Genomic DNA, 15907 nt, shown 5'->3' with positions numbered 1-15907 from the left:
AAGCTGTGTCGCGGCGGCAAGGATGGCGGAAATCCAAGCCAATTGGTGCCGGCTGAGGGGATTGAACCCCCGACCTTCAGTTTACAAAACTGCTGCTCTACCGCTGAGCTAAGCCGGCGAATTGGCAATGATTTGCGCGCTCGCATAGCAGACTTGGCGCGCCAGAGCCAGAACCAAGGCTTGAACCGAGCAGGCGAGAAGCGATCGCGTCCCCGTGTCGGCCCGACAGCAAAAAGGCGGCCCGCACGCCTTCTGCGCCGTCGGCCTAATCAGCTGAGCTACTGGCAGGGATGCTGGCGGCCGTCGCTGCCGCGGAACCGGGTGCCGGGGGTGCAGACAAAGCCGTTTTGCCGCGCATATTCGGCGCCGCCGATCGGGGCGCGGGCATAGTCGGGGCCGCCAAACGGAGCGGTGGCGACCGCAGTCGCCGTGCCGACCGCGCCGCCGACGACGCCACCGGCCACGCGGGCCGCGGCATCGACGGGCGCGAACGGGCCGGGATCATAGCGGTTGTAGCTGCCCTGCCAGCCTTGGTCCCGCCGATCGATGCGCTGGTGATAGGCGGTGCGGGTGGTGCCCGGTGCCATCGCCTGGCATGGGGCGTCCGGCCAGGCATTCGAGCAGCGCGCGGCGGTGCCGATCGTCTGTTGCGCCATCGCCGGGCCCGCCAGTGCCGAGGCGAGCAGGGCTGCTGCGCCGAGGATTTTGAATTGTGTCATGCGAGATCTCCTCTCGTCGTCGAGAGCTAATCTGGCGGTGCCGTGCCTGTTCCAGCGCGGCCTTGCCCCGTGTTCAAAGCAGTGTGAAGTTCTGCAGGTTCGTGCGCATGATGCGTTCCGGAGCATGCTGCCTTTGACGAGAATTGCGTGTACAGCGGTGAACGGACTGATGTCGGTGCCGACGCGGGGGATTGATGTTCGGAATCTTGAGTCTTGGCTTTCTGCTCGGCATGCAGCATGCGCTGGAGCCGGATCATATCGCGGCGGTATCGAGCATCGCGGCCCGCCGCACCCATGTCGGTGACATCGTCAAGCACGGGCTGACCTGGGGACTTGGCCACACGCTCACTTTGTTCATCTTTGCCGGCGCCGCGATCCTGCTCGGGCGCGCGATTCCCGAAACGGTATCTCAGCCGATCGAGACCGCGGTCGGTATCATGCTGGTCGGCCTCGGTGTGCATGTGTGGTGGCGGCTGTGGCGTGACCGCGTGCACTTCCACACCCATTCGCACGGCGACGGCACCACGCACTTCCACGCCCACAGCCATGCCGGTGAAGCCGTGGCGCTCGCGTCCACCGTGGCGCTTGCGTCCACCGTGGCGCCTGCGTCCACCGTGCCGCACGTCCGCGCCGCGCACAGCCACGCGCACGGCTTCCGCTGGCGCACGCTCCTGGTCGGCCTGATGCACGGCATGGCCGGCTCGGCGGCGCTCCTGGTGCTGACGGTATCGCAGGCCCCAAGTCCGGTGACCGGGCTCGGCTATGTCGCGCTGTTCGGGATCGGCTCGATGATCGGCATGGGCGTGCTGTCCAGCGTGATCGCGGTGCCGCTCGCAGCCTCGGCGCGCTGGCTGACCTGGGCCAATCGCGGCCTGCAAATGGCGGTCGGCGCGGTCACGATCGCGATCGGCGTCCACTCGATCGTCGAGAACGCCTTCGCCTGACGGGGAGGCGGCTCTTTGTTCGAGCATGATCTTTTCGGAAGTCCGCTTCGCACTTTTCCGGCTCATGCTCCCGGGCGCCCGTTAACGATTTCTGATTCCGCACGGCCGCATTGACCGGATGCCGATGCTTACGCGTTAGGCTTACCGGCAGTTTGGCCGGCGTCCTTAACCCTTCCGCCAAGCCGTTGGATTAGGTTGTGGCGGAACAATTCGGGACGCTGGGTGAACATGCGCGCAAGTCTTGCGCTGGCGATATTGGCTGCGATGAGCTCGACGGCGCTGGCCGGCGGCGGCTTCGACATTGTCGTGCCGGTGCGGCCCGGCGTGCCGATCATCATTAACGGCGTCGACGCCTCCTACGCCGTGGTCGAAAGCGCGATGGGGCTCGCCCGCAACGAGTCGATGGTGCCGACCGTCTATGGCGGCCGCCCGATCGATCCCCAGCCGAATGTCGGCCACTATTATCCGAGCCTCGGCCGCATGCCGGGTTACGGCCGTCTCGAGATCGAGCCGCCGGCCAACCGCCGCCTGCCCAAGCCGGCCGAGAGCTATCATCAATCGTGGGGCGCGGAATCGGCTCCGCTGCCGGCACAGTCCAACGTGCCGGTCGATCCGCCGTCGGTGATCTACGCGCCCGAGTTCAACGGGCCGCGGCCGTTGCCGGGCCCGTTCCCGCGGCCACCGCGACCTCGACGATTCTAAAGTCAACTGCCCGAAATCAAGAGCCCCTCGAACGGGGATCCTGAATAGCCATCAAGAGCTACGCGACGAACAGAGAGACCTACAGGAGAGAGTAATGCGTCAAATGATCAAAGGACTGATTGCGGCGGTGGCCGTCATGGTGGCCGCGCCCGCAATGGCGTGCGGCTTCAACCCTTGCGGCTATTCCGCGCCCGTCGTGAATTACGGCTGCGGTGGTTGCGGCGGTGGCTACTATGGCGGTTACGGTTACGGCGCAGTCGAACGCCTGCCCGACCCGGATGCCGCTTATCCCAGCGCGGCGCAGCAGTACTATTACGTCAACCAGGGACCGACCTACACCGGTCCGGGCAACTGGGCACCGCGTCCGTACTACCGCGAAGGCTACGGCCGCCCGTATTACGGCTATCGCCACTATGGCTACCGTCGCTACGGCTACCGCCAGCACTACGGCTATCGTTCGCACTACGGCTATCGCTACGGCCGCTACGGCCACCCGGTGCTGCGCCGCTACTACTGATCCGATCGTCAGTTCGAGACATCAACGCCCGTTCGCGCCACGCGAGCGGGCGTTTGTCGTTCACATCAGCCCGAGCCGGCTGGCGCCGATATAGAGCGCGAGCACACAGGCGTTCGAGACGTTGAGGCTCTTGATCTCGCCGGGCATGTCGAGGCGGGCGACGACGCGGCAGGTCTCGCGCGTCAATTGCCGCAAGCCCTTGCCTTCGGCGCCGAGCACCAGGGCGAGCGGCGCTTGCAGCGCGGCCTTGCCGAGATCCTCGGTACCCTCGCTGTCGAGGCCGACGGTCTGGAAGCCGCGCTCGTTCAACTCGTTCAGCGCGCGCGCCAGGTTCTGCACGGTGACAACAGGCACCAGCTCGAGCGCTCCGGAGGCGGACTTCGCCAGCACGCCGGTCGCCTCCGGGCTGTGGCGGGCGGTGGTGACGATCGCCTTCACCGCGAACGCCGCGGCCGAGCGCAGGATGGCGCCGACATTGTGCGGATCGGTGATCTGGTCGAGCACCAGCACGATGCCCTCCAGCGCCAGCGTGTCGATGCCGGGCGAGGGCAGGGGATCGGCCTCCGCCAGGAGGCCCTGATGCACCGCATCGGGGGTGAGGCGCCGGTCGATCTCGCTGGGCCGGACGATCTCGGGGGCGACGCGGGTCGCGATGTTTTCGTCGGCGAGCCGCTTCGCCGCGTTCTCGGTGAGGTAAAGCTTGCGGATATGGCGGTCGGGGTTGGCGAGCGCGGCCGACACCGTGTGCCAGCCATACAGAATCACCGGCCCGTCGGAACCGGATTCGCGTTCCCGCCGGGCCGGCGGGCGGCCGAATTTCGGCCCTTTTTGGAAGGGTTTACCGCCCTTGCCTCGGAAATTGGGTTTGCGGTCGCGATCGCTCATGTGAGGCTTGTGTCACGGCTCCCGAATATTGGCAATTTTACACAGCGTTTTCGAGCGAAGTGGGGTCCGGTTCGCGTGAGGAAAACGCGACAAAACAAGAATCTAGCCGCACGACTCACTACTTTGGAACAGAGATCGCCAGAGCCTGCAAAAGTATCCCAAATAGACGGCCGGCTTGGTTGACTTTGGGGACCGCCTTCCCCCATAAACGCGCCCGACCGCGCACCCGCTTCGGGTCGGCCGGTTATCAGCGTCATTTCGATGACCCGGTCCGCCGCCACTCGCGCGGCCGGTCTGATGCTGTTGGACGGGGGAGTGTCCCGAGTGGCAAAGGGAGCTGACTGTAAATCAGCCGCCTCATGGCTTCGCAGGTTCGAGTCCTGCCTCCCCCACCACGCTTCGCCCTGACGGGCTGCGCGTGGCGCAGCCGCGCCGGGGCCCGTCAGGGCGAAGCGTGTGTCCGGCGTAGCTTGAGCGCCAGCGAAAGCGTAGACGGACTGACATCCGCGACCCAGGCTCAGCAAGCCCAGAAAACTTCATCGTAGCGAAGCGAGCCAAGGCGGCGCACAGCCCGCTCATCCATTCGACGCCTGCGTCTTCACCCTATCCGCGCAAACATCTCCAGCCGCCGCCGGCGTTCCATTGCTCGGCCTGCGAGCGCAATGGTAGATTGCGCCATTTCATGATTGAGCCGTTTCAGACGACATGAAGAAAATTTTGCACTGGGACGCTTCTGCAGGAGACGACCCGGCGCTGATGGTTGGCTGCGCGGTCTTGCTCGGCGTCTCGATCCTGGTTTCGATACCGGCATTTTTCGGTGGTGCCGGCCAGGCCGGAATCGATTTTTCGTGTTTCTGGGGCGCGGGCACGATGGCGCTCGAAGGCCATGCGGCGGCAGCCTACGATTGGGAGCTGCTGCATCAGCAACTTGCTCTCCGGCTGCAATCCCTCAATCACGCTCCATATCCTTACGATCAGGTACCGGTTCCGTTCTTTTATCCGCCGGTGTTTTTCCTGGTTGTGGCGCCGCTGGCGCTGCTGCCGTTTCCGATCGCGTTCTGGGTCTGGAGCGCGGCAAAGCTGTCTTGCTGGCTGCTCGTCGTTCATGCCATCCGGCCACGCTCCGCCGCGCTGCTGCTGGCACTCGCTGCTCCGCCCGTATTCTACGATTTCATCTCCGGCCAAAGCGCGCTGCTCGCCGCATCGTTGCTCGGCGGCATCCTGCTGACATTGGACAGGCGTCCGCTTCTCAGTGGAATCCTGATCGCGCTGCTGATCTTCAAACCGCAATATGGCGTGCTGCTTCCCTTCGTGTTGATCGCCACCGGGCGTTGGCGCGTCGTCATCACCGCCGCTTTGGTGATTCCGGTCCTCCTGCTGCTCGCCGGGCTGATCTTCGGTTGGGATACCTTCGATGGATTCCGCGCGGCCGCCACCTTCGCCACGACGCAATTCCACCTCAGTGGCGCGCTGCCATGGTACAAACTGCAGAGTATCTATGGGCTCTTGAGAGACGCCGGTCTCGGCTATGGTTTGGCGATGGCATTCCACGTCGCCGTCGCATCGGTGGTTGCGATTGGGGTGCTGATCCTGTGGCGCGGCCATGTCAGCTTCGCCGTAAAGGCCGCAAGCCTGCTGGCGGCGACGCCGCTGATTTCTCCTTACTTCGCGATCTACGATATGCCGGTCCTGGTGGTCGCGCTGGTGTTTCTCATGAACGCCGGCGCGGGCCGCCTCGCGTCGCGTTCGGGTCGAAGCGCCTTCCGGATCGCTGTCAGCGTCGTCTTCGTATTGGGATACGCTTTCCCGTTCGTGCGCACGCCTCTCGGCCCCATGATGTGCGCAACCGTGATCGCGCTGATCTGGATGAGATACCGGCAAGAGGCCAGCGAGACGGCTACAGGCGAGGGGTTGCGAAAATCTGCGACCGTTGGCGGCTAAAGCATGATCCGGCGCGATGAGGATTCAACCCGATCTCATCGCGCTTTAGTGTGCTGATCGCGAACAGTCTACGGCGAAGATCATCACGATCAGCCGTCTTGGTGCGCCGGCGGCGTTGCCGTGCCGGGCACGGCCTCCGCGCCAACCGGGCGCCTGGTGCCCGACGGATCGTCGCGCTTGAGCATCGAGGCCCAGGCGAAAAATGGATAGGCCAAAAGCGCCAGGTATCTCGTGGGCATCGGATGATCGACGCCGAATGCCGTCGGCTTCTGCCCTTCCGGAAGATAGAGGCTGCCGAACAGCACATCGTAGAACGAGAACAGCCCGGCGTAGTTCTTGTCCCTGGCTTCCCGCTCGCTGCTGTGGTGCCAGTGATGAAACTCCGGCGACACCAGGACATGGCGCAGCGGGCCGTAGCCCAGGCGCACGTTGGCGTGCGCAAGCCAGGACTGCCAATAGTAGATCGCAAGATAGGTCCCGATCGCCTCAGCGGAGAAACCGAGCGCGAACAGCGGAAACAGCGAACCAACCTTCATGAAGGTCACGTCAAGCGGGTGCTGGTGGATCGCGGCGAGCCAGTCCAGTTCCTCGACGGCGTGATGAACGGCATGGATGCGCCACATGGCGGGCACGACGTGCAGGATGCGGTGGGTCCAGTAGATGCCGAGGTCCCCGATCACGATCGCGATGGGCGCCTGAGCCCAATACGGGAGATCTCTGACCGCCTGCTTGACGGCCGAGGGCAGGATCGATTGATTGACCAGCGTCGCCACCGCGATGATCGCGGTCACGCCGATGAACACCAGCCAGCCGTTGAGAAACAGGAAGGCCATATCGGTCAGCAGACCGCGCCTGAAGATCTTCTGCTGCCTCGCCGCAAAGAGTTGCTCGAACGGCACGAAGATCAAGGGCGCCAGCAAAAGCTGGTATTGTTCCAATAACTCGCGCATTCAAATGGCCACGTGAAATGGCGACAGCCTACCACCTCGGTCCCCGATGGCGTCAATCGGAAACCAAACCCGGGTTGTGGGAGCGTTAATCAGCATCCCCGTGCCGCTACGGGGATCACGGGTGTCCAAGAGCCGGATTCGTCCGCATGCGCCAATCCACCCGCTCACTCCATCCTTGCGAACATCTCCACCAGCGTCTCGCGCAGCCAGCGTTGCGCGGGAACGGTGTCGTTGCGCTGGTGCCAGAACAGGCTGACGATGCGCGGCGGCGCCGGCAGCGGCACCGGCATGGCGTGCAGATGCGGCGCGTGGCGGGACTGCGCGCTGAGATCGCGCGGCAGCACGGCGATCAGGTCGGACTGGCGCACGATCTCGTAGGCGGCGTTGTAGTGGTTGACGGTCGCGACCAGATTGCGCGACAGCCCGCGCGAGGCGAGAAACTGGTCGTAGGTCGGCAGCGTCTTGCCGGCGAGGCTGACATCGACATGCTTGGCGGCAAGGAAGCTCCGGGTGTTGAGCCGCTTCTGCCTGGCCAGCGGATGGTCCCGCCGCATCATGCAGGCATATTCGACGGTCCACAGCGAGCGGGAGCGGATCACGGCCGGCGGCTGCTGCGCCTCGTTGACATAGACGCTCAGCACGCAATCGACCCGGTTGTCCTCGAGCCGGTCGCCGATCTCCAGGATGGTGTTGGGCACGGTGTGGATGCGCGCCGACGGCGCCACTTCGCTGAAGCGGTTGAGCAGCCGCGGCATCACCAGCGAGGCCACGTAGTCGGACATCGACAGGATGAATTCGGCCTGGGTCTGTCGCGGATCGAAGGCGTCCTCGTCGAGGGCGTGGCGGACATGTTCCAGGGCATCGCCGATCGGCTGCCACAGCGCCACGGCGCGTTGCGTCGGGCGGATCCCGCTCGCGGTGCGCACGAACAGGGGATCGCCCAGCGCGTCGCGCAGCCGCGCGAGCGCGTTGCTGACCGCGGGCTGCGTCATGGTCAGCGCGCTGGCGGCGCGCGTGACGCTGCCCTCGGTCATCAGCGCCTCGAAGACTTTCAGCAGGTTGAGGTCGAGCGTGCGGAAGGACACGAGCAATATTCACAAGGGTGATGTGCCAGATAACGATTATAAATTATTCGGATAATATTGGTTTGTCTATCATTCCCGCCTGACCCTGTGGCGCGTGCCGCCGCGGGGCGAGGGGGGACTTTCATGTCGATGATCTCGGCGCGCATCGAGCGCCTGCCGTTCGCGCGGTTCCATGTGCACCTGCTGCTGATGGGCGGCCTCGGCTATCTCTTCGACGCGATGGATGCCGCGGTGCTGGCATTCATCCTGCCGGTGCTGCGCACCTCCTGGGGGCTGACCAATGTCGAGACCGGCGTGCTCGGCAGCAGCACCTTCGTCGGCTATCTGTTCGGCGCGCTGCTCGCGGGGACGCTGGGCGACCTGATCGGCCGCCGCGCGGTGATGATGTCGGCGCTCGCGCTCTACAGCGCGGCCTCGCTGGTCAGCGCGGCGGTGGACAGCTGGCCGGCGTTCTTTGCCGCCCGCGTCGTCGCCGGCATGGGCACCGGCGCGGAGAGCGCGATCATCGCGCCGTACCTCGCGGAGTTCGTGGCGCGGCGTTACCGCGGCGCTTTCACCGGCGCGCTGGCGGGCTTTTTCTCGTTCGGCTTCGTCGCTGCTGCCTTGCTCGGCTATTTCATCGTGCCCGCCTACGAGAACGGCTGGCGCATCGTGCTGGTCATCACGGCCGTGCCTGTCGTGATGCTGCTGTGGTGGCGGAGATCGCTGCCGGAATCGCCGCGCTGGCTGGAAAGCCGGGGCAGGGCGAAGGAGGCCGAAGCGGTGCTCGACAGGATCGAGGCCGGCTTCGCGCGCGAGGGCCGCGCGCTGCCGCCTGCGGTCGCCGAGCCGGCCGCGCCAGTCGCTTCGTCGGGAACGCTGTTGAGCAATTTTGCCGCGCTGCTGGCCGGCCGGCAGGCGCGGATCACCACCATGACCTGGATCATGTGGCTGTCGATCACCTTCAGCTACTATTCCTTCTTCGTCTGGATTCCCGGCCTCTTGGTGCAGAACGGCATGAGCATCACCAAGAGTTTCGGCTATTCGCTCGCGATGTATTGCGCGCAGGTGCCAGGCTATTTCACCGCCGCCTTTTTCAATGAGCGGATCGGACGGCAGGCGACGATCGCGACCTATATGCTGCTCGGCGGCGTCAGCGCGCTCGGGCTGGCCTTTGCCAAGAGCGATGCGGAGATCATGACGGCCGGCCTGCTGCTGTCGTTCTTCATGAACGGCACCTATGCCGGCGTCTATGCCTACACGGCCGAAGTGTTTCCGACATCGATCCGGACCACGGGGGCGGGGCTCGCATCCGCGATCGGCCGCATCGGCGCGATCGCAGCGCCGATCCTGGTCGGCTACCTCTATCCGAATTTCGGCTTTGCCGGCGTGTTCGGCGTCACCACGTCCGTCCTCCTGATTGGCGCGCTGACCGTCGTGCTGATGGGCGTGCCGACGCGCGGCCGGTCGCTGGAAGACATCGCAAGCGAAGCCGCGTGATCGCGGCGCTCAGGAGACCATCATGGCTACGACCCTCTTCAAGAACGCCGCGCTGCTCGATCCCCTGCGCTCCGATCTGCTCGAAGGCCACCACGTGCTGGTCGAGGATCGCCTGATCAAGGAGGTCTCGGACCGGCCGATCGAGACCTCGGCCGATCGCGTCATCGACCTCAAGGGCAAGACGCTGATGCCCGGCCTGATCGATCTGCATGTGCATGCGGTCGCGGTCGAGCTCGATCTGTCGCAGCAGGCCCGGATGGCCAACGTGCTGGTGACGCTACGCTCGACCATGCTGTTGCGCGGCATGCTGAAGCGCGGCTTCACCACCGTGCGCGATGCCGGCGGCGCGGGCTATGCGCTGAAGCAGGCGATCGACACCGGCCTGACCGACGGTCCGCGGCTGTTCGTCTCCGGCCGCGCGCTGAGCCAGACCGGCGGGCATGGCGACGGGCGCGCCCGCTCCGACTATCTGGCCGACCCGACCTGCTCCTGCTGCGTGCGGGTCGGTGCGATCGCGCGCGTCGTCGACGGCGTCGACGCGGTGCGCAAGGCGGTGCGCGAGGAGCTGCAGATGGGCGCCGACCAGATCAAGATCATGGCGTCCGGCGGCGTCGCGTCGCCGACCGATCCGATCGGCGCCTACGGCTATTCCGAGGACGAGATCCGCGCCATCGTCGCCGAGGCGAGGGCGCGGCACACCTATGTGCTGGCGCACGCCTACACCGCGGAGGCGATCGAGCGGGCGATCCGCTGCGGCGTGCGCACCATCGAGCACGGCAATCTGGTCGATCTGCCGACCGCGCGGCTGATGGCCGAGCAGGGCGCCTATGTGGTGCCGACGCTGGTCACCTATGAGGCGCTGGCCAATGAGGGTGCGAAATACGGCCTCCCGGCGGCGAGCGTCGCCAAGATCGCCGACGTGCGCGACGCCGGACTGCGCTCGCTCGCGATCTACCGCGAGGCCGGCGTCAAGATGGGTTACGGCTCCGACCTGCTCGGACCGTCGCAGCGCCTGCAGAGCGACGAATTCCGGATTCGCGCCGAGCTGCTCGGACCGCAGGCGGTGATCGCCAGCGCGACCATCATCGGCGCCGAGGTGCTCGGCATGGAAGGCAAGCTCGGCCGCATCGCGCCGGAGGCTTTTGCCGATCTGCTGGTGGTCGAGGGCAATCCACTGCGCGACGTGAGTTGTCTGCTCGGCCAGGGCGAGCACATCCCGCTGGTCATGAAGGCCGGCAAGGCCGAGGTCGATCGGCTGGGCGGGTAGGCTTCGTCACCTCGCCCTGCGTGGCGGGGAGAGGCATAGGCCGCCTTCGGCGGCCGTTCTCAAGAACGCCGAAGCAGAGCTTCGGCTATGACGCATCGTTAGATGCGTTCCGGGTGAGGGGGAGTCTCCGCGGACGCAGCTATCACCGTATGTGCGAAGCGAGCCGCTCACCCCAACCCTCCAAGAGCAAGCTTCGCTGGTCTCGACCCCGTAAGAACGGGGCGAGGGAGCAAACTGCCGTCGCCTTACGACCCAATCTCATCGCGCCTTGACCTTCCGTCCTCACCAGACCACGCGCAAACCGGCGGTGCCCTTGTAGCTGTGGTTGTCGCCGGCATCCTCCAGGCTGGCGCGATAGGTCGCTTCGCCGAACACGGTGTAACGCCCGCCCGCCCAGCTGTAGCTGCCGCCGCCGCCGATCGAGCCCCAGAGCCGGTCGTTGGCGCTGGCGAAGCCGGTGCCCGCAACATCGACGTTGGTGCCGTCGCGGAATTCGTAGTGCAGGTTGCCGATGGCGTAGAGGTCGGAGCGGGCGCCTTCGCTCCAGCTCTTCCGGTGATTGAGCGACAACCCGACGCGGCCGAGCAGGCTGTCGGCTTTGCCGAGCGAGACCAGCGCGCCGAAGCGGTCGGTGAAGCCATCGAAGTCGACCTTCGAATAGGCGAGCTGCGCCTGCGGCGTCAGCGAGAAACCGTTGCCGATCGTGAAGCGCTTGCCGCCCTCGACGCTGAACGCATAGCCGAGGCCTTCATTGCCGTGGGTCATGCTGCCGACGAGATCGGAGGTCAGGTCGCCGCGATAGAACATGGTCTGCATCTGGCCGTCGATGTAGACGCCGTTGTCGCCATACCAGGTCGCGGTGGCGCCGACGCCGGTGCCCTCGGCGCGGATGCGGCCGTTGCCGAACAACGAATTCACGTAAGCCGTGGTCAGGCCGTATTGCAGCGTGAGGCCGACGATCAGGCGGCCGTAGGTGTTCTCGAGCGCGAGGCCGTCGAGCCCGGCCTGCGCCTTGAAGTCATCGCTGTTCATGCTCGAGCCCGTGGTGTTCGACGGCCGCAGGCTGGTTTGACCGCCCTCGACGCGGCCCCAGAACGCCGACTGCGTCCATGAACTGTCTGTCTGCGCCGCCGGCGTGACGCCCATCCGCGCCATCGCTTCGCTCGGGCCGGCGCTGCCGCCCCAATAGCGGTTGCCGACACGCTCCTGCAGCGACGGCAGCGCGTTCATGCCGAGCAGCACCTGGGCGTAGTTCTCGTAAAGCGGCACGCCGGGCTGGTACAGCGGGCCCGCGGGCTTGGCCGGTGTGGCCGGATCACCAGGCGGATTGACCAGGCTGGAGCGCAGATACCAGTCGCCGTCCGCCGGCGTCGAGATGCCGTTCTTCTGCAGCGTATAGGCATAGGCGCCGGCGACGATCGCCTGCTGGCCCTGCAGCGAATAGTCGCCCGCCAGCGCGAAGACGCCGTTGGAGGCGCCGCTGACGTCGATCAGCTTGATGCCGTCGGCGGTCTGCGCGCCGCCGCCGCCGCCGGCATTGTTGATCCGCACGGTCGAGGTGCCCGACGTGCTGCCCGCGACGAGGCGGTCGGTCGCCGAGCCGTCGCCGCCGAGCACGGTGTTGAACAGCAGCGTGCCGCCATTGCCGGCATAATTGCCGGCGACCGTCAGCGTCGTTCCGGGCGCCGCGCCGAACCGCACCGTGCCGGCATTGCTGAAGCCGCCGATGGTCTGGTTGAAGCCGTCGAGGTCGATCGTGGTGCCGGCGCCGGCGGTGATGGCGGAGGCGGCGCTGAACGCATTGACCGCGCCGGCTTGCAGCGTGCCGCCGTTCACCGTCGTCGCGCCGCTATAGGTGTTGACGCCGGACAGGATTTGCGTGCCGCCGGTCAGGGCGAGCCCGCCGGTGCCGCCGATCGCGCCCGCGAAATTGTCGCTGGCATTGGTGAGCGTCAGGCTCTTGGCGCCGAGCGCGACATTGCCGCTGCCGGCGAGGCCCTGAATGCTGGTCGAGGTGCCGGCGAGGCCGGAAATGTCGAACGCGGCATTCGCCACCACGCGGGAATTGCTGATCGCGCCAGCCCCTGCAAGCGCCAGCGTTCCCGCAGAGATCATGGTCACGCCGCTATAGGTGTTGGCGCCGGACAGGGTCTGCGTGCCACCGGCAAGCGTCAGGGCGCCGCTGCCGCCGATCACGCCTGCGAACGTGTCGTTCGCGGCGGTCAGCGTCAGCGTCTTGGCGCCGAGATCGACGCTGCCTGAGCCCGACAGTCGCTGGATGCTGGTGCCTGCGCCGGAGAGGCCGGCGATGCTGAACGTGCCGTTCGCGATCACCTGGCTGGAAGTTGCGATCGAGCCCGCATCTGATAGCGCCAAGGTGCCGCCTGCGATAAAGGTCACGCCGCTATAGCTGTTGACGCCGGACAGCAATTGCGTGCCGGCGGTGAGGCTCAGCCCGCCGCTGCCGTTGATGGTGCCGGCGAAATTGTCGCTCGCATTGACGATGCCCAGCGTCCTGGTGCCGAGCGTGACGGTGCCGGTGCCCGCGAGGCTTTGAATGCCGGCTATACCTGGCACGGCGGATATTGCCGAGATATCGAAGGTTGCGTTGTCGACCACTCGGCTGAGACTGATCGCGCCTGCGCCCGTCAGTGCCAGCGTGCCTTGCTGGATCACCGTGTCGCCGATGTAGGTGCTGGCGCCACTGAGCCGCAAGGTCCCAGCGCCGATCTTGGTCAATCCGCCGACGCCGCTGAAGCCGTTCGCCTGGAGGACGAGGAACCCGTTGCTATCGACGGTCAGTCCGCCCGCGGCGATGTTGTTCTGGTCGGCCGTTCCGTTGGAGATGTTGGAGGTGTTAATGGCCGCACGGAAAGTGGCGTTGTCAAAATTGACCTGGCCCCGTGCGTTGCCAACGCTGATGCCGAAGCCGCGATTCTCCACCGTGGCGTTGCTGATGTTGAGGGTGGCCGTGCTAGTGCCGGCCGGCGTGCCGACGATGAGCCTGCTTGTGACGGAGACGGTCGCGCCGTCCGTAACGTTGAGCACGCTTGTGGCGCCAGCGAACAGGTTGATCGTACTGGCGTTCCACCGGGAGCCGGCCCCTGTCACGGTGACCGTGGCGATGCCACCTGCGACATCGCCGATCGAAGCGGTAGTGCTCGTCAGCGTGCTGCCGTTTTGAATCGTGAGATTTGTCGTGCCTCCGACCAGGTCGCGAACATTCAGCGTGCTGGTCGTGCCGGTCGCCCCTGGGCTCACGCCGAGGACGACGTTTGAGCCGGGCACAATATTGACCGCACCGCCGGCCGGGGCCGTGCCGGTGTTCCAGTTCGAGCCCACCGTCCAGTCGTTGCTGATGGCGCCGGTCCAGGTCTGCGCCGCCGCTGAGCCCGGCATCAGCGCCGAGAGCGCGGCCACCGAGGCGCTCAGCAGCAGCAGCCGCTGGACTTGCGCGCGGGTGCGGGAGGGCGATGCGGTCAGGCGTAGATTGAGCGGATTGTCACCAACGTGTCGTGCGATCGTCGTAGCCCCGATGCATTCGCGCATGGTGCTCAGCCCCTTGTTCTTGCCGCCGCCAGGCAGGTTGCATTCCGGCAAACCTTCGCCAGCCGCGGATGTGCGTCACGCTATGTGACTCACTGTGAGCAAACAAATGAAGCTTGGTGTTCCCCATGCGAAACAGCAAGCAGTGTGCCCGCGATGCAACGTCCGCGCGCTGCAATTAATCGATCGCTAACCAGTTGAGTGCGTGCGGGGCGCGGTTTCGTGCGCAAGCGGCGTCTGGCTCCGCCCTGAAAGGCAGGGCTATCGCATGTGGCTGTTGGCCATGACGACGTGGAAACGTCGGTTACATAAGCACGCAAATGCCAAATGCCTGCCGGGGCCGAGCGTGCGTCCGCAGAATTTCGGAATATTGGAAAAGTACCCGTGAGTTGCCCGACGTGTCAAGGAGCCTGGTCGAGGGCCGGCCACCGCCGGCTACTTTGCATGGGGTTGTTTTCGATATTTTGGCAACGCGCCCTGCAGTGGTCGGGCTACCGCCTGGGCCACCCGGCACGCCCGATCACGTTACCGATGGCGGCGTTGACGTTGCCGGGCAGAAGCACGACATATCGCGTGCCGATTCCACCCGCCGCTCCGGAGCAAGCCATGAACGCCCCCAACATCGAGTCCGTCACGCCGCAGTCTGGCGGCGACGTTGTGGCCTGGCTGACCAACGAGACCCGCGACGAGCGCTTCATCGATAATATCTTCGCCGAGCTGTGCATCCGGTTGCAGCAAACGGGTATCCCCCTCAAGCGGGCGACGATGAATCTGCTGATCCAGCATCCGCAATGGCTCGGCGCCCGGATCATCTGGGGCGACGGCAAGCGCGAGGCCGAGATCACGCGGGTCGACTACGAGGTGAGGGAGCGCTCAGAATATATCGGCAGCCCGGTCTACGAAATCCACCAGGGCGCCGGCGAAGTGCGCGAGCGACTCGAACGGGCGCCTGGCCGCACGCATGCGCTCTTTGACGAGATGCGCGCGCAAGGCCTGACCGACTATGTGGCGTGGCCGCTGCTGCATACGCTCGGCAAGCGGCATGTCGTGACGTTCGCGACCGACCGGTCCGGCGGTTTCGATGACGCTGACATCGCCGAGCTGCGCAAGGTGCTGCCGGTGCTGGCGCTGGTCAGCGAAATCCGGATGAAGAACCGCCTGGCGCGGACGCTGCTCGAGACCTATGTCGGCACCCATGCCGGCGAGATGATCCTGGCGGGTGCGACGAGGCGGGGCAGCGGCACCACGGTCCGCGCCGCAATCATGATCTGCGATCTCAGGGACTTCACCCGGATCTCCGACTCCTGGCCGCGCGACGACGTCATCGATCTCCTCAACGACTATTTCGACGCGATGTCGGAGCCGATTGCGCGGCACGGCGGGGAAATCCTGAAGTTCATCGGCGACGGTCTGCTTGCGATTTTCCCGCTCAGCGATCCCAGGGCCTGCGCCAATCTGCTTCACGCGGTGTCCGAGGCGCGGCAGGCGATGGCGGCGCTGAGCGAAAAGAACAGCATGATGGGCCGGGCGCCGATGAATTACGGCATCGGCGTCCATGTCGGCGACGTCATGTACGGCAATATCGGATCGCGCAGCCGGCTCGACTTCACCGTGATCGGCCCCGCAGTCAACATGGCCTCGCGGCTCGAGGCTCTGACCAAGCAATTGGGACGAAACGTGCTGCTGTCGCGCGCCTTCGCCGATCTGGTCGCGCACGATTTCGCGCTCGAGCATGTCGGCGAGCATTCGGTGCGCGGTTTCAGCGAACCGATCGAGCTGTTTGCCTATCGGGGCTGAGGCTCGATTGGCCGAAAGCAGCGTGACGTGCGGCGCACGCACCGGCTGAGACGGCCCAATGTCCAAAAGGCTCCT

At 65.7% G+C, this 15907-nt stretch carries 12 protein-coding genes and 2 tRNA genes; 8 read left to right on the top strand and 6 right to left on the bottom strand.

All coding sequences use genetic code 11. The features are described 5' to 3' along the window. Window positions 1-43: 43 nt before the first annotated feature. Window positions 44-118, bottom strand: a tRNA-Thr gene (locus QA639_RS26580). A 160-nt stretch (window positions 119-278) separates the two neighbouring features. Then, on the bottom strand, window positions 279-719 hold the full coding sequence (locus tag QA639_RS26575; RefSeq protein ID WP_283087662.1) for a hypothetical protein: 441 nt from the start codon (window positions 717-719) through the stop codon (window positions 279-281). Window positions 720-913: 194 nt separating this feature from the next. On the opposite strand from QA639_RS26575, the gene QA639_RS26570 reads away from it, so the two are divergent. The 3 genes from QA639_RS26570 to QA639_RS26560 all read left to right on the top strand — a co-directional run bounded on the left by QA639_RS26570 (window position 914) and on the right by QA639_RS26560 (window position 2882). Beyond that, window positions 914-1663, top strand: coding sequence for a sulfite exporter TauE/SafE family protein (locus tag QA639_RS26570; RefSeq protein ID WP_283087661.1), 750 nt, complete (start codon window positions 914-916; stop codon window positions 1661-1663). Window positions 1664-1891: 228 nt separating this feature from the next. Then, window positions 1892-2365, top strand: a complete 474-nt coding sequence (locus QA639_RS26565) for a hypothetical protein (RefSeq protein WP_283087660.1) — start codon at window positions 1892-1894, stop codon at window positions 2363-2365. A 94-nt stretch (window positions 2366-2459) separates the two neighbouring features. Then, entirely contained in the window at window positions 2460-2882 is a 423-nt protein-coding gene (locus QA639_RS26560) for a hypothetical protein (protein ID WP_198400322.1), read from the top strand. A gap of 60 nt (window positions 2883-2942) precedes the next feature. On the opposite strand, the gene rlmB is transcribed toward QA639_RS26560, so the two are convergent. Further along, window positions 2943-3767 carry a 23S rRNA (guanosine(2251)-2'-O)-methyltransferase RlmB gene (rlmB, locus tag QA639_RS26555; protein ID WP_028335377.1) on the bottom strand — a complete coding sequence of 275 codons (825 nt, stop codon included), beginning with the start codon at window positions 3765-3767 and terminating at the stop codon, window positions 2943-2945. Window positions 3768-4076: 309 nt separating this feature from the next. On the opposite strand from rlmB, the gene QA639_RS26550 reads away from it, so the two are divergent. Continuing rightward, window positions 4077-4162, top strand: a tRNA-Tyr gene (locus QA639_RS26550). A 379-nt stretch (window positions 4163-4541) separates the two neighbouring features. Continuing rightward, window positions 4542-5708, top strand: coding sequence for a glycosyltransferase family 87 protein (locus QA639_RS26545; protein WP_283087659.1), 1167 nt, complete (start codon window positions 4542-4544; stop codon window positions 5706-5708). Window positions 5709-5797: 89 nt separating this feature from the next. On the opposite strand, the gene QA639_RS26540 is transcribed toward QA639_RS26545, so the two are convergent. Continuing rightward, the gene (locus QA639_RS26540; protein ID WP_283087658.1) at window positions 5798-6658 is read right to left on the bottom strand and encodes a sterol desaturase family protein; all 861 of its coding nucleotides are present in this window, start codon (window positions 6656-6658) and stop codon (window positions 5798-5800) included. Between the two features lie 164 nt (window positions 6659-6822). Then, window positions 6823-7749, bottom strand: coding sequence for a LysR family transcriptional regulator (locus tag QA639_RS26535; protein WP_028335380.1), 927 nt, complete (start codon window positions 7747-7749; stop codon window positions 6823-6825). Between the two features lie 117 nt (window positions 7750-7866). Between QA639_RS26535 and QA639_RS26530 the strand changes: the two genes are divergently transcribed. Both QA639_RS26530 and QA639_RS26525 read left to right on the top strand, forming a co-directional pair. Further along, on the top strand, window positions 7867-9222 hold the full coding sequence (locus QA639_RS26530; RefSeq protein ID WP_283087657.1) for an MFS transporter: 1356 nt from the start codon (window positions 7867-7869) through the stop codon (window positions 9220-9222). Between the two features lie 22 nt (window positions 9223-9244). Continuing rightward, entirely contained in the window at window positions 9245-10489 is a 1245-nt protein-coding gene (locus QA639_RS26525; protein WP_283087656.1) for a metal-dependent hydrolase family protein, read from the top strand. A 282-nt stretch (window positions 10490-10771) separates the two neighbouring features. Here the strand turns inward: QA639_RS26525 and QA639_RS26520 are convergent, their stop codons facing one another. Further along, complete coding sequence (locus tag QA639_RS26520) at window positions 10772-14089, bottom strand: autotransporter outer membrane beta-barrel domain-containing protein (protein WP_283087655.1); 3318 nt, start codon at window positions 14087-14089, stop codon at window positions 10772-10774. A gap of 552 nt (window positions 14090-14641) precedes the next feature. Between QA639_RS26520 and QA639_RS26515 the strand changes: the two genes are divergently transcribed. After that, window positions 14642-15832 carry an adenylate/guanylate cyclase domain-containing protein gene (locus QA639_RS26515; RefSeq protein ID WP_028335383.1) on the top strand — a complete coding sequence of 397 codons (1191 nt, stop codon included), beginning with the start codon at window positions 14642-14644 and terminating at the stop codon, window positions 15830-15832. Window positions 15833-15907 lie beyond the last annotated feature (75 nt).

This window comes from Bradyrhizobium pachyrhizi (assembly GCF_029714545.1).
Lineage (GTDB): Bacteria > Pseudomonadota > Alphaproteobacteria > Rhizobiales > Xanthobacteraceae > Bradyrhizobium > Bradyrhizobium pachyrhizi.
Note: the sequence above shows the minus strand (reverse complement) of the source record. Positions and strands in the feature narration are given on the sequence as shown.